Genomic DNA, 13,979 nt, shown 5'->3' with positions numbered 1-13,979 from the left:
ATCAGACCCCCGCAGCTGCCAGCTCGGCGGCCCGCTCGGCCGCACCGTCCATGGTGTCCACCCGCTGTACGAGCGGGTTGTTCGCGCCGTCCAGGATCGCCCGGCCGGCCTCGGCGTTGTTGCCGTCGAGACGGACGACGAGCGGCTTGGTGACCTGCTCGCCGCGCTGCTCGAGCAGGGCCAGCGCCTGGATGATGCCGTTGGCGACCTCGTCGCAGGCGGTGATGCCGCCGAAGACGTTGACGAAGACGCTCTTCACGGCCGGGTCGGAGAGCACGATCTCCAGCCCGTTCGCCATCACCGCGGCGCTCGCGCCGCCGCCGATGTCGAGGAAGTTGGCCGGCTTGACGTTGCCGTGCCGCTCACCGGCGTACGCGACGACGTCGAGGGTCGACATGACCAGACCCGCGCCGTTGCCGATGATGCCGACCTCACCGTCGAGCTTGACGTAGTTGAGGTCCTTGGCCTTGGCCGCCTGCTCCAGCGGGTCCACCGAGGCCTGGTCGACCAGGGCCTCGTGGTCCGGGTGCCGGAACGCGGCGTTCTCGTCCAGGGTGATCTTGGCGTCGAGCAGCAGCAGCCGCCCGTCGCCGTTCTTGGCGAGCGGGTTCACCTCGACCAGGGTGGCGTCCTCGGCGACGAACGCCTGCCACAGGCCGACGGCCACCTCGACGACCTGGTCGGCGACCTCGGCCGGGAAGCCGGCCGCGGTGACGATCTCCCGGGCCTTGGCCTCGTCGACACCGGTGTTCGCGTCGATCGGCGCCTTCACCACGCGGTCCGGGGTCTCGGCGGCGACCTGCTCGATGTCCATACCGCCGGCCACGCTGGCGATGCAGAGGAAGGTGCGGTTCGCCCGGTCGAGCAGGTACGAGAAGTAGTACTCCTCGGCCACGTCCGCCGTCACGGTGATCATGACCTTGTGGACGGTGTGGCCCTTGATGTCCATGCCGAGGATGTCGGTGGCCCGCGCCACCGCCTCATCCGGGCCCTCGGCAAGCTTTACGCCACCGGCCTTACCTCGGCCGCCGACCTTCACCTGCGCCTTGACGACCACTCGACCGCCGAGGCGTTCGGCGATCGCGCGGGCCTCTTCCGGGGTCGTGGCGACGCCGCCGGCAAGCACGGGCAAGCCGTGCCGCTCGAACAGGTCCCGCCCCTGGTACTCGTACAGGTCCACGATTGCGCGTCCCGTCCCGTCTCCGCGGCGCGCCGTCGCGCCGCCACCAGCGTTCAGAAAACAGTTTGACGCCTGTCATCTGTTGAAACAGGCCATTGGCGGCAGCCTAGCGAGGTGGGCACCGCCGGCAACCGAGCGGGTGCGCGGTGTGCGGTAATGCACAACTCCGCGTCGAGCGGGGCGAATTCCGGCCGCGTCGCGCGCGCCGTCAATCGTCCGGAGGATGTTGCCGGGGGTCCGTAACCCGCCCGTCGGGGCGTCGTTGAGTCAGGTGTCGGCGCGCTGAGCAGCGCAAAGACGGGATACGGCCGATGCCCTGTCGGTCGAGGGGTGGCGGCGGGGCATCGTGCATAGAGGGGCCGGACGTGTGAGGGGTGCGTCCGGCCCCTCCCCCGTGCCCAGATTCCGGCGCTCCCGGGCACGACTGCCGTCCGGAGCGGCCGCCCTCAGGCGACCGGCTGCGCCACGTTCTCGCGGACCCACTCGACGATCGCCTGGGTGGTGGCGCCCGGCGTGAAGATCTTCGCGACGCCCAGCTTCGCCAACTCCGGGATGTCGTCGTTCGGGATGATGCCGCCACCGAAGACGACGATGTCCCTGGCGTCGCGCTCGCCGAGCAGCTCCAGCACCCGGCGGAAGAGCGTCATGTGCGCGCCGGAGAGCACGGAGAGACCGACAGCGTCGGCGTCCTCCTGGATGGCCGTCTCCACGATCTGCTCGGGCGTCTGGTGCAGGCCGGTGTAGACGACCTCCATCCCGGCGTCCCGCAGGGCGCGGGCGACGACCTTCGCGCCGCGGTCGTGGCCGTCCAGACCTGGCTTCGCGACGACGACCCGAATTCGAGAGCTCATCAGCGCACACCTTTCACCGGCTCCACGGCCTTCACCTGAACGAACGGTAACCCGCCCGAGCGGGGTCGGGAAATCCGGGCCGGAAACACGTACGACATCCCGGCGGTCACGGACGCGACCCATGGCAGCCACCACCGGGCCGGCCGTGTCGTCAAGCCGGACGAGTCCGCCGGATCGGTCACGCTCGGCGACGAACGGGTGGTTACGGGGGCACCGTTCGACGGCGGAATGCATGACAATCACGGACGCAAACGGACAGATCGACACGCCAATTCGGCGGTCTGGCTTGTGACTCGCCTGGTGGTTGGCTAACGTGTCCACGGTTGTCATCAGGTCCATGGACGGGTGACGACGCGGTCGGCAGACGTTCAACTGAGCTTCACGGACGCTTACCGGCCGCCTCGGAACCCCGACAACGGAGGGTGTGCGTGCGCCAGCGCCTGTCGTCTGAGCCCGATCGATATCGCGGTCGCCGCCGCGTCCCCACGCCCCCGCGTAGCCGCTACGCGGCAGTCGTCACCACCGCCTTCGTCGGCGCAGGCATCGTCGCGCTGGGCGCCTCGGCCCTGCCGGACGCCAAGGACGTCAGCCCCTCGGTACTCGACGAGCTCAAGCAGGCGTCGATCACGAGCCAGGACGCCGCGGCCCGTGCCGACAACGCCGACCGCGCCTCCCGGGACAGCCGCACGAAGGACGCGGCCGAGCCCGAGGTCTGGATGCTGCCGCTGCAGGGCTACGACTTCAACTCCCCGTACGGAATGCGGTGGGGCAAGCTGCACACCGGTGTCGACCTGGTCGTCCCCGAGGGCACGCCGTACGTGGCGGTCCACGACGGCCTGGTCACCAAGGCCGGCTGGTTCGGCGGCTACGGCTACACGGTGATCGTGCAGCACGCCGACGGCAGCGAGGCCATCTACGGCCACTCCTCCGCGGTCAGCGTCAAGGAGGGCCAGCAGGTCAAGGCGGGCGACCAACTCGGCCTCGTGGGCCAGACCGGTCACGCGTACGGCACGCACCTGCACCTCGAGCTGCATGTCAAGGGCGCGCCGATCGACCCCGTTCCGTACCTGCAGGAGCGCGGAGTGGACATCAAGCTGCAAGTAGAGGCAATCTACAGCGAGGTAGCCGCGTCCTGACGCTGCGTACTGACCGTTGGCCGCCCGGATCTGTCGATCCGGGCGGTTTTGCTTGCGCCGACCCCCGGCGATGTCTCCTGGGTCACAGCAGCGACTGTGGCCCAGCACACAGGCCGACATGATCGCTTTTGCGGGCAGAACGGTCCAGACAGGTGCGTAACGGTCCGGATTGCCCGGAGCTGGCGAGCGGGTCGTCCGGTCCCGGCGGTCACCCCGAGAGGCCCGGCACCAGTATTTCGAGGTCAAGTGCCCCTCGACTGTGAAGGCCCGCCGTGCAGGAAGACAGCCCCGTCCAGAACGAGAACACCCCCGACACCACCGACGAGCAGCCTCGGCGCGCCCGCCGGCGGAACCGCCTCATCGTGCTCGGCGCGGCCGGTCTGGTCGCCCTCGGGCTGGGCGGCGTCGCCGTCGCCACCACCGGACCCGACCGGCCCGCGCCCACCACCGTCTCGCTCGACGCGCAGTCCCGGGCCGAGGCCGCCAGTCGGGCCGACCGCTCGGCCCGCGAGTCGAGCCCGCCGGCCTCCCCGTCCGCCAGCCCGACCGTGAGCCCGTCGACGCCCAGCGCCAGCCCGTCGCCGACGAAGACCGCCACCGCCAAGCCAAAACCGAAGCCGAAGCCGAAGAAGACCGTCAAGCCGACGGCCGCCTGGGTCGACCCGATGCCGGGCGCGTCGGTCACCTCCTGCTTCGGCCAGCGCTGGGGCACCCTGCACGCCGGTATCGACCTGGCCCTGCCCTCCGGCACTCCGATCCGCGCCGCGGCGGCCGGTACGGTCACCCAGGCCGGCGACGCCGCCGACGGGTACGGGAACTCCGTCTTCATCGACCACGGCAACGGCTACCTGACCCACTACGCCCACCAGAGCCGCATCGCGGTCACCGTCGGGCAGAAGGTCAAGGCGGGCCAGGTGATCGGGTACGAGGGCGCGACGGGCGACGTCACAGGCCCGCACCTGCACTTCGAGGTGCACCAGGGCATGTGGAACCAGATCGACCCCGCCCCGTTCATGCGTACCCGAGGCGTAGACCTGGGCTGCTAACCCCCACCCCACCCCCACCCGCGCCGATCTTGCACTTTCTGCGGCGACATAAAGGGCAGGAGCCCCCATGTCGACAACCGAAAGTGCAAGATCGACTCGGTCGGTGGGGTGGGGTGGGGTGGGTGGGGTGGGTTGGGTTAGGTTGGGTTAGAGCTTGTCTACTGGGGCGTGGCGTAGCACCAGCCACATGGTCTGGTCGCCGAAGTCGATCTGTGCGCGGGCACCCGGGCCGTGGCCCTCGACGGCGAGCACCCGGCCCAGGCCGTAGCGCTGGTGGTTGACCCGATCGCCGGCCGCGACCTTCGGCCCCTGCGGCAACTCGCTGGCCGTGGTCAGGCGACTGCCGTCCACGCCGAGCCGCTGGGCGAGCTGGGCCGCCTTCGGCGTACCCCCGGTGAAGGTGCCGCGCCCGCCGGGCGCGCGGTCCGCGCGGCCACCGACGCCGCCTCCCCCGCCGGCCCACGAGGTGTACGACCCCTCGGTGCGCTCCCAGCGCACCAGCTCCGGCGGCAGCTCCTCCAGGAAACGCGACGGCGGGTTGTAGGACGGCTGCCCCCACGCGGAGCGGGTGACCGCCCGGGACAGGTAGAGGCGCTGCCGGGCACGGGTGATCCCCACGTACGCCAGTCGGCGCTCCTCCTCCAACTCGCGGGTGTCGCCGAGCGAGCGCAGGTGCGGGAAGACGCCGTCCTCGAGCCCGGTCAGGAAGACCACCGGGAATTCCAGGCCCTTGGCGGTGTGCAATGTCATCAGGGTGACGACACCCTGGTGGTCGGGATCGTCGGAGGGGATCTGGTCGGCGTCGGCCACCAGCGCGACCTGCTCCAGGAACCCGGCCAGGGTGGCCCGGTCCCCGTCCTCGCCCAGGGCCTCGATCCGCTCGGTGTATTCCCGGGCAACGCTGACCAGCTCCTGGAGGTTGTCGACCCGACCGGCGTCCTGCGGGTCGAGGCTCTCCTCCAGCTCGGTGAGGTAGCCCGAGCGGGTCAGCAGGGCCTCCAGCACCTCCTCCGGGGTGCCGGTCTCGGCCAGTTCCCGCGCGCCGTCGAGCAGCGCCACGAAGTCGCCGATGCCGTTCGCCGCCCGGGTGGAGATGCCGGGCGCCTCCCGGGCCCGGCGCAGCGCCGCGCCGAAGGAGATCCGGTCGCGGCTGGACAGCGCCTCGACGCAGGCCTCCGCGCGGTCGCCGATCCCCCGGCGCGGGGTGTTCAGCACCCGCCGCAGGCTCACGGTGTCGTCGTCGTTGACCACCGAGCGCAGGTACGCCAGAGCGTCGCGGACCTCCTTGCGCTCGTAGAAGCGCACCCCGCCGACGACCTTGTACGGCAGGCCGGCGCGGATGAACACCTCCTCGAAGACGCGGGACTGGGCGTTGGTGCGGTAGAACACCGCGACGTCACCGGGTCGGGTCTCGTCGGCGTCGACCAGCCGGTCGATCTCCCGGCCCACCCAGTCCGCCTCGGAGTGCTCGGTGTCCGCCACGTAGCCGACGATCCGCTCGCCGTCGCCGGCTTCGCTCCACAGCCGCTTCGGCTTGCGGGAGGTGTTGCGGTCGATCACCGCGTTGGCCGCGTTGAGGATGGTCTGCGTGGAGCGGTAGTTCTGTTCCAGCAGGATCGTCCGCGCGTCGGTGAAGTCCCGCTCGAACTCCAGGATGTTGCGGATCGTCGCGCCCCGGAACGCGTAGATCGACTGGTCGGCGTCACCGACCACGCACAGCTCGGCCGGGTCCAGCCCGTCGGTGCCGGAGACCAGCTCCTTGATCAGGACGTACTGGGCGTGGTTGGTGTCCTGGTACTCGTCCACCAGCACGTGCCGGAACCGCCGCCGGTAGCTCTCCGCCACGTGCGGGTGGGACTGGAGCAGGTGCACCGTCGTCATGATCAGGTCATCGAAGTCCAGCGCGTGCGCCTCGCGCAGCCGGCGCTGGTAGAGCGTGTACGCCTCGGCGAGCGCCCGCTCGTTCGGCCCACTGGCCCGCGCGGCGAACTGCTCCGGGTCGACCAGCTCGTTCTTGAGGTTGGAGACCTGGGCGGCCAGCCCACGGGCCGGGTAGCGCTTCGGGTCGAGATCCAGCTCACGGGTGACCAACTGCATCAGCCGGCGCGAGTCGTCCGCGTCGTAGATCGAGAACGTCGACTTGAGGCCGGCGTGCTCGTGCTCGGCGCGCAGGATGCGGACGCACGCCGAGTGGAACGTCGACACCCACATCAGGCGGGCTCGCGGGCCGACCAGCGCGGCCACGCGCTCCTTCATCTCGCCGGCCGCCTTGTTGGTGAACGTGATGGCGATGATCTCGCCGGGGTGGACGTCCCGTGCGGCGAGCAGGTACGCGATCCGGTGGGTGAGCACCCGGGTCTTGCCGGATCCCGCGCCGGCGACGATCAGCAACGGGGAGCCGGCGTGGCTGACCGCGTCGCGCTGCGGCCCGTTCAACCCGTCGAGGAGCTGCCGCGGATCGAGGCGCGCGAAGGCCGACCCGGGGCGGTTCGGACGGGCCGGCGCGGACTCCGGCGCGGGCGGGGACGCGGGGATGTCGAAGAGAGGATGCATCGCCCGACAAGTCTATGCCGCCAGTAGGACACTTCCCGACCGGTGCTGACCCGCCCGTCGCGTCGCCTGCGACCGGGACACGACTCGAGGATCAGCGGCGAATCCTTGCGGAGCGGAGACCGACGTGGGCATACTCGACGGCGTGATCGCTGCGCGCTACTACTTTTACTACGGCACCGGGAGTCCGGCTGCCGTAGGTCGCGCCTGATCGATCAGACCTGCGAAAAGCCCCGGGCTCCTGGAGTCCGGGGCTTTTTCGTCCCGGGTTGCGGGCAGGGGGCACCACAGCGCGAGAGGTACCCGATGATGACAGACGTGGTGGAGCAGAACGGTGGCCCGGCGCAGCCGGACCCGACACAGCCCTCGGCCGACGGCGGCGTGTCGGGGGCGGCGCCTCCGGTGGAAACCGGCGACCCGACCGATGCGCGCACCGGCACCGTGGAGCCGAACGCCGCCGCCCGGATCGTGCAGATTAGGGAGCGGATCGACGAGATCGACCACGCGTTGATCACGCTCTGGCAGGAGCGGGCCGCGCTGTCGCGGGAGGTCGGCGCGACGCGGATGGCCTCTGGCGGCACACGCCTGGTGCTCTCCCGGGAGCGGGACATCCTGGAACGATTCCGGCTCGCCCTCGGCGCCGACGGCACGCAACTGGCGCTCCTGCTGCTGCGAGCGGGCCGCGGCCCGCTCTGAGGGAACTTCCCGGTAGGCCACCGGCACTTCCGGGGCCCACCGGCCACTCCAGCGGGCGACAGGACGCCACCAGGCGGCGTCGGTCCGCTCAGCCGGCCCGGACAGACAGAACCGCCTGCCGTCGTCGTGGTGACGTCGGCAGGCGGTTCCGGTGACTCACGCCTCGTGGGTGGCGACGATCTCGCGTCGCTCCGCGAAGTGGCAGGCGCTCGGGTGATCCGAGTCGCGCCGGATCTCCAGCAGCGGGACCTGCTGGGCGCAGACCTCCTGCGCCTTCCAGCAGCGGGTCCGGAACCGGCAGCCCGAGGGCGGGCTGATCGGCGACGGCACGTCACCCGTGAGCCGGATGATCGTCTTGTTGTTCCGCTGGGTCGGGTCCGGCACCGGCACCGCCGAGAGCAGCGCCTGGGTGTACGGGTGGGTCGGCCGCTCGTAGATCTCGTCCTCGGTGCCGATCTCGACGATCTTGCCGAGGTACATCACCGCTACGCGGTCCGACAGGTGGCGGACCACCGACAGGTCGTGGGCGATGAAGACGTACGACAGGCCCAGCTCACCCTGCAGCTTCTCCAGCAGGTTCATCACCTGGGCCTGGATGGAGACGTCCAGCGCCGAGACGGGCTCGTCACAGACGATCACCTCGGGCCGCAGCGCGAGCGCCCGGGCGATGCCGATGCGCTGACGCTGACCGCCGGAGAACTGGTGCGGGTACCGGTTGATGTGCTCCGGGTTCAGCCCGACCAGGTCGAGCAGCTCGCGGACCTTGGCCCGACGGCTGCCCCGGGGCGCCACCTCCGAGTGGATGTCGAACGGCTCACCGATCAGGTCGCCGACCGTCATCCGCGGGTTCAGCGACGTGTACGGGTCCTGCATGACCAGCTGGATCTGCCGACGCAGCCGACGCAGCGCCCCACCGGAGAGCTTGGAGATGTCCTGGCCCTTGTAGACCACGCTGCCGGCGGTCGGCTTCTCCAGGTTCATGAGAACCCGGGCGAGGGTCGACTTGCCGCAGCCGGACTCGCCGACGACACCGAGCGTCTCGCCGGCCCGCAGACCGAACGAGACCCCGTCGACCGCCTTGACCTGACCGACGGTCTTCTTGAACACCACACCCTGGGTGACGGGGTAGTGCTTGACCAGGTCGCGGACCTCGAGGATGTTCTCAGACACGGTTCACCAGCTCCTCGGCGAAGTGGCAGGCGCTGGCCCGGGCGTGGCCCACCTGAAGCAGCGGGGGGACCTTCTCCCGGCACACCGGCTGAGCCATGGGGCAGCGCGGGTTGAACGGGCAGCCCGGCGGGATGTTCATCAGGTTCGGCGGGAGGCCCTTGATCGTCCGGAGCTGCTGCCCCTTCTCGTCGAGCCGCGGGATCGAGTCGATCAGACCCATCGTGTACGGGTGCGCCGGCTTGGCGTACAGGTCGTACACGTCGGCTTCCTCGACGATGCGGCCCGCGTACATGACGGCGATCCGGTCCGCGACGTCGGCGACCACACCGAGGTCGTGGGTGATCAGGATCATGCCCATCTGCCGCTCACGCTGGAGCTCCGCGAGCAGGTCCATGATCTGGGCCTGCACGGTCACGTCGAGCGCGGTCGTCGGCTCGTCGGCGATCAGCACCTCGGGGTCGAGCGCCAGCGACATCGCGATCATCGCGCGCTGCCGCATACCGCCGGAGAACTGGTGCGGATAGTTGTTGAACCGGCTCTTGGCGTTCGGGATCTTGACCTGGTCGAGCATCTCGATGGCGCGCTTCTTGGCGTCCGCGCGACCCATGCCCCGCCGAACCCGGAACTGTTCGGCGATCTGGAACCCGACCGTGAAGACGGGGTTCAGGGCGGAGAGCGCGTCCTGGAAGATCATCGCGATGCCCTCGCCGCGGATGCGGCGGCGCTCTTCGGCGGACATACGGAGCATGTCCTTGCCGTGGAAGCGGACCTGGCCACCGCTGACGAAGCCGGGGGGCGTGTCGAGGATGCCCATGATGGTCTGCGCCGTGACGCTCTTGCCGGAGCCGGACTCGCCGAGCACGGCGAGGGTCTCCCCCGCGTCGACGTGGTACGTGACCCCGTTGATGACCTTTGCGACGCCGTCCCGGGTACGGAACTCCACCCGCAGGTCGTCGACCTCGAGCAGCCGGCCGGAGGGACGCCCGGACCCGCCGGATCCCGGCGCGGACTGCTCGGACACGAGAATGTCGGACACTGGATCTCCCCTAGCGGAGTTTCGGATCGAGGGCCTCGCGAACCGCCTCACCGAGCATCACGAAGCTCAGCACTGCGGCGACGAGGAAGGCTGCGGGGAAGAACACCAGCCCCGGCGCGACCCGGATGAAATCCTTGCCCTCGCTGATCATGATGCCCCAGGACACCACCGGCGACTTCAGGCCGACACCCAGGAACGACAGGGTGGCCTCGGCGCCGATGAACGAGCCGACCATGATCGTGCCGTAGACCAGCAGCGGGGCCAGGCAGTTCGGCAGCAGGTGCTTGAGGATGATCCGACCGCTGCCGGCACCCAGCGCGCGGGCCGCGACGATGTAGTCGGCCTCTCTGGTGGCGAGCACCGAGGAGCGCATCAACCGCATCACGACCGGCCAGCTCAGCACGATCAGCGAGACGGTCACCAGGCCCATGATCTCGGCCTTGCTGTTGGTGCTGCCCGAGCCGTTGAACGTGGTGAGGATGACGATCGCGCCGAGCACGAACGGAACCCCGAAGAACACGTCGGCGATCCGGCTGAGCAGGGTGTCGACCCAGCCACCGAGGTAGCCGGCGATGATGCCCATGGTGCCGCCGACGAGCAGGGTGCCGAGCACGGAGAGCACGGCGACCACGACGGAGGCGCGTGCGCCGTAGATGACCCGGGCGTAGACGTCCCGACCCTGCAGGTCGTACCCGAACCAGGCGTCCCCGGACGCCTTGTTGAGGCTGCGCGAGAGCGATCCGTTGACCGCGTCGCCCGGGGCGAACAGCGACGGGAACGCCGCCATCAACAGGAAGATGACGATGAACGTGGCCGAGATCCAGAACAGGGGCTTGCGGCGCAGGTCGCGCCAGGCGTCGCCGAGCAGGCCACGCGGCTTCTCGTTGCCCTGCGGGCCGGGGGCGGCGGGGGTGTCGGTCACCTGCGGGGACGGGGTGCTGACGATCGATGCGGTGCTTGGGTCACTCATAACGGATCCTCGGGTCCAGGGCGGCGTAGAGCAGATCGACCAACAGGTTCATCACCAGATAGACGACCACCAGTACGACCACGATGCCAACCACGGTAGCGCTTTCCTTGGTGACGATCGCGCGGTAGACCTCGCGGCCGATTCCGTTGATGCCGAAGATTCCCTCGGTGACGATCGCGCCGCCCATCAGGGCGCCAAGGTCGGTGCCGAGCAGGGTGACCACCGGAATGAGCGAGTTACGCAGCAGGTGCACACCGACGACCCGGCGCATCGGGAGGCCCTTGGCGATGGCCGTGCGCACGTAGTCGGCACGGCGGTTCTCCGCGATGCTCGTGCGGGCCACCCGGGCGATGTAAGCCACCGACGCGCTACCGAGCACGAAGCCCGGGACGATCAGTTCGGACAACCGCATCTCGGACGAGACGGTCGGCTTGACGATGTGCCACTGCACACCCAGCAGCCACTGCAGCACGAAGCCGACGACGAACACCGGCAGCGCGAGCAGGAAGAGAGTGGAGACCAGGACCAGGTTGTCCAGGAAACCGTTGCGGCGCAGACCGGTCAGGATGCCGGCGCCGAGGCCGATGACGGCCTCGATGGCGAGCGCGACCAGGGCCAGCTTCAGCGTGTTCGGGTACGCCGTGGCGATGATGTCGCCGATGTCGCGCTGCGAGAATGTCTGCCCGAAGTCGCCCTGGAGGAGGTTCTTCATGTAGTTGCCGTACTGCACGAAGACGTTCTGGTCCAGGTGGTACTTCTCGGTCATGTACGCGACGTACTGATCTGGGCACCGGCGCTCGCCGCACTTGCCGGCGAACGGGTCGCCCGGGACGGACCAGACGAGCCAGTAGATCAGGAAGGTCGAGCCGATGAAGACGGGCACGAGTTGGAGCAGCCGTCTCAACAGATAACGGCCCATGGGGTGGTCCTCCAGACAGGGGGCGCGTCGGACGGCCGACACGGTGGTGACAACGTGGCGAGTGGAGTGTTGTAGCACCCACTCGCGGAACGGCCCCGGGTCGGGCTCACCGGATGTGGCGAGCCCGACCCGGGGTCAGACCGTACGGATCAGAGCTCGACCGAGGTGATGTCGAGTTCGCCGACGTTGTTCAGCTCGAGCTTCTTGATCTTCTCCGAGTGGCCGGACTGCTGGCCGTAGAAGTAGATCGGGATGCTCGGGACGTCCTGGTCGACAACCTCGACGGCCTTGGCGAACGCCTCGTGCGAGGCCTCCAGGCTCGGCGCGGCGCTGGCCTGCTTGGCCAGGGTGTCGACCTGCGGGTTGCTGTAGAGGCCGTCGTTGGAGGAGCCACCCTTGACGTAGAGCGGGTTGACCCAGTTCTCGACGTCCGGGTAGTCCTGCTGCCAGGCGGCACGGTACGGGCCGGTCATCTTGTGGGCGTTGATGTTCTGCCGGAAGACCGCGAAGGTCGGGATGCCCTCGGCGCGAGCGTTGATGCCGAGGTTGGTCTTGACCTGCTGCGCAACGGCGTCCATCCAGTCCTTGTGGCTGGAGTCGGCGTTGTAGTAGAAGACCATCTCACCGGTGAAGCCGCCGGCCTCGGTCAGCAGCTGCTTGGCCGTGGTCGGGTCGAACTTGCAGGCGGTGCAGTTGCCCGGCTTGGCGCCCGGGGTCAGCGGGTTCGCCCAGCTGTCGGCCGGCTTGCGGGTACCGAAGAAGATCTTGTCCGAGATCTCCTGCCGGTTGATCGACAGCGACACCGCGCGACGCAGCTTGGCGTTCTGGAAGCGCTTGTCGTAGATCGGGAACGCGATGAACGCGGTCGACGGGGTGACCGTGTTCAGGCCCCGGTCGCCGAGGTCCGTCTTCCACTTGTCACCGGCGAGCGCCGAGGTGGGGACAACCTCCATGAAGTCGAGGTTGTTGGCCAGCAGGTCGGCGTACGCGGCCGTCTCGTCCTGGTACAGCTTGACGTCGACGTCCTTGATCTTCATCTTGTCACGCAGGGCGTAGTCGTCGAACCGCGTGAGCTTGATGAGGACGTTGTCCTGCCACGAGACGAACTTCACCGGGCCGTTGCCGATCGGCTTCTTGCCGAACTCCTCGGGCTTCATGGTGAAGAACGCGTCCGGCAGCGGCATGAAGGCGCTGTAGCCGAGCTTGGTCGGGAAGACCGCGGTCGGGGCGGCGAGGGTGACCTCGAAGGTCTGGTCGTCGACGACCTTCAGGCCGGAGAGCTCCTTGGCCGTCGGGGTCGGGGCCTTCTGCGGGCCGTCCGCGCCGTCCGGGTCCTCGGTGTAGGTCTTGTCGAAGCCCGCGATGTCCGCGAAGAAGGAGCCGTTCTGCGCGCCGTTCGGCGAGTACGCGGCCCAGTTCCAGGCGTCGACGAAGTTCTTCGCCTTCACCTCGGTACCGTCGTGGAACTTGGTACCCTTCTTGATCTTGATCGTGAAGACCTTGGAGTCCTTGGTGTCGATGGACTCGGCCAGCGCGTTGCGCGGGGCCCCACCGTCATTCGGGTACTCGACCAGGCCGGTGAACAGCCAGTCGATGACCTTGCCACCGCCGGTCTCCGTGGTGTTCGACGGAACCAGCGGGTTCTCCGGCTGGACGCCGTGGATGACGATGGCGCCATCCTTGCTGGCGGCAGCGTCGCCGTCACCGTCACCGCTCGAGCAACCGCTCGCGACAAGCGCGGCAGCCGCGCTGAGCGCGATCGCGCTCGTCGCCCGCTTCGAGACTCTCATTCCGAGGGGCCTCCTCTTTCTAACCTGGTTCCGTCGTGGGTTTCACGCACGTTTGGGGGTGACACCGCCCGGCTACCCCGGGGCAGAGGTCGCCGGGACCACAGGGAAGTTGGGGACACCCCTGATGTTCCGATCCGCCGGGCTCCCCACCCGACGGGGCACGACCCTACGCAGGCGTCGCGACCACGAACCCGCCGGGAAACAGCGGAGATCATGGTCGTCGGCCGTACGGAGTGCCACACACCAAGGGTGAGGTGCTGCCACTGTGACACCCACTGGCCTCTTCCGTGAAGGTGCCGTTATCAAGCCGTTAGTTGCCCGCCATGATGTCGATACTTGAAAAATGATCATAAAACGGTCGCGCGGAGACTCGACACCTCGGCGTACATGACCTGCTGGGAGACCTGAGCAGCGCTCAGATCCGGTTTCTGCGCGCCGCTCCACCACCAGGATCGCCCGGCCCGTAGCCGGTCGTGCGCTCACCGTTCTTTGCCCGTCCGGACGATGTCCGCGTCCGCTGCACGGGCACCAGCACCGGCTGGGTGGACGAGGGTGTCGCGGACGGCTCTCTGATCATCGTGGTGCCGCGACGACATCGGCCCCGGCACCGAGACCGACGCGCGGAAACGGGACCG

The 13,979-nt window shown here is 69.0% G+C and carries 11 protein-coding genes; 3 read left to right on the top strand and 8 right to left on the bottom strand.

Going from position 1 to position 13,979, the window contains the following annotated elements; genetic code table 11:
- Position 1 precedes the first annotated feature (1 nt).
- Complete coding sequence (gene sucC, locus ABZV06_RS10190) at positions 2 to 1,180, bottom strand: ADP-forming succinate--CoA ligase subunit beta (protein ID WP_355050665.1); 1,179 nt, start codon at positions 1,178 to 1,180, stop codon at positions 2 to 4.
- Positions 1,181 to 1,626: 446 nt separating this feature from the next.
- Positions 1,627 to 2,031, bottom strand: a complete 405-nt coding sequence (locus ABZV06_RS10185; protein WP_355247028.1) for a cobalamin B12-binding domain-containing protein — start codon at positions 2,029 to 2,031, stop codon at positions 1,627 to 1,629.
- A gap of 428 nt (positions 2,032 to 2,459) precedes the next feature.
- Here ABZV06_RS10185 and ABZV06_RS10180 point away from each other — a divergent pair, with 428 nt between their 5' ends.
- The gene (locus ABZV06_RS10180; RefSeq protein WP_355247025.1) at positions 2,460 to 3,167 is read left to right on the top strand and encodes a M23 family metallopeptidase; all 708 of its coding nucleotides are present in this window, start codon (positions 2,460 to 2,462) and stop codon (positions 3,165 to 3,167) included.
- A 272-nt stretch (positions 3,168 to 3,439) separates the two neighbouring features.
- On the top strand, positions 3,440 to 4,213 hold the full coding sequence (locus ABZV06_RS10175) for a M23 family metallopeptidase (protein ID WP_355247023.1): 774 nt from the start codon (positions 3,440 to 3,442) through the stop codon (positions 4,211 to 4,213).
- Positions 4,214 to 4,360: 147 nt separating this feature from the next.
- On the opposite strand, the gene pcrA is transcribed toward ABZV06_RS10175, so the two are convergent.
- Positions 4,361 to 6,766, bottom strand: a complete 2,406-nt coding sequence (gene pcrA / locus ABZV06_RS10170) for a DNA helicase PcrA (protein ID WP_355247020.1) — start codon at positions 6,764 to 6,766, stop codon at positions 4,361 to 4,363.
- 303 nt (positions 6,767 to 7,069) lie between these two features.
- Here pcrA and ABZV06_RS10165 point away from each other — a divergent pair, with 303 nt between their 5' ends.
- Positions 7,070 to 7,459 carry a chorismate mutase gene (locus tag ABZV06_RS10165; RefSeq protein ID WP_355247017.1) on the top strand — a complete coding sequence of 130 codons (390 nt, stop codon included), beginning with the start codon at positions 7,070 to 7,072 and terminating at the stop codon, positions 7,457 to 7,459.
- Positions 7,460 to 7,615: 156 nt separating this feature from the next.
- Here the strand turns inward: ABZV06_RS10165 and ABZV06_RS10160 are convergent, their stop codons facing one another.
- The 5 genes from ABZV06_RS10160 to ABZV06_RS10140 all read right to left on the bottom strand — a co-directional run bounded on the left by ABZV06_RS10160 (position 7,616) and on the right by ABZV06_RS10140 (position 13,344).
- Entirely contained in the window at positions 7,616 to 8,629 is a 1,014-nt protein-coding gene (locus tag ABZV06_RS10160; protein WP_355247014.1) for a dipeptide ABC transporter ATP-binding protein, read from the bottom strand.
- Entirely contained in the window at positions 8,622 to 9,650 is a 1,029-nt protein-coding gene (locus tag ABZV06_RS10155) for an ABC transporter ATP-binding protein (RefSeq protein ID WP_355247077.1), read from the bottom strand. The genes ABZV06_RS10160 and ABZV06_RS10155 overlap by 8 nt, the downstream gene beginning before the upstream one ends.
- A gap of 25 nt (positions 9,651 to 9,675) precedes the next feature.
- Positions 9,676 to 10,635 (bottom strand): ABC transporter permease, encoded by a 960-nt coding sequence (locus ABZV06_RS10150; protein ID WP_355247012.1) that lies wholly within the window; start codon positions 10,633 to 10,635, stop codon positions 9,676 to 9,678.
- The gene (locus ABZV06_RS10145; RefSeq protein WP_355247009.1) at positions 10,628 to 11,554 is read right to left on the bottom strand and encodes an ABC transporter permease; all 927 of its coding nucleotides are present in this window, start codon (positions 11,552 to 11,554) and stop codon (positions 10,628 to 10,630) included. Before ABZV06_RS10145 ends, ABZV06_RS10150 begins: the two co-directional genes overlap by 8 nt.
- Positions 11,555 to 11,703: 149 nt before the next feature.
- A complete protein-coding gene (locus tag ABZV06_RS10140) occupies positions 11,704 to 13,344 on the bottom strand; it encodes an ABC transporter substrate-binding protein (protein ID WP_355247006.1) in 1,641 nt (546 codons plus the stop codon).
- Positions 13,345 to 13,979 lie beyond the last annotated feature (635 nt).

The sequence above is a fragment of the Micromonospora sp. NPDC005172 genome (assembly GCF_040608555.1).
GTDB lineage: Bacteria > Actinomycetota > Actinomycetes > Mycobacteriales > Micromonosporaceae > Micromonospora.
This window is presented reverse-complemented; position numbering and strand designations above follow the sequence as displayed.

Bases quoted from the DNA above. Each gene is read 5' to 3' on its own strand.
- ABZV06_RS10185 (WP_355247028.1), bottom strand. From the start codon at position 2,031: ATGAGCTCTCGAATTCGGGTCGTCGTCGCGAAGCCAGGTCTGGACGGC.
- ABZV06_RS10140 (WP_355247006.1), bottom strand. From the start codon at position 13,344: ATGAGAGTCTCGAAGCGGGCGACGAGCGCGATCGCGCTCAGCGCGGCT.
- pcrA (WP_355247020.1), bottom strand. From the start codon at position 6,766: ATGCATCCTCTCTTCGACATCCCCGCGTCCCCGCCCGCGCCGGAGTCC.
- ABZV06_RS10145 (WP_355247009.1), bottom strand. From the start codon at position 11,554: ATGGGCCGTTATCTGTTGAGACGGCTGCTCCAACTCGTGCCCGTCTTC.
- ABZV06_RS10165 (WP_355247017.1), top strand. From the start codon at position 7,070: ATGATGACAGACGTGGTGGAGCAGAACGGTGGCCCGGCGCAGCCGGAC.
- ABZV06_RS10150 (WP_355247012.1), bottom strand. From the start codon at position 10,635: ATGAGTGACCCAAGCACCGCATCGATCGTCAGCACCCCGTCCCCGCAG.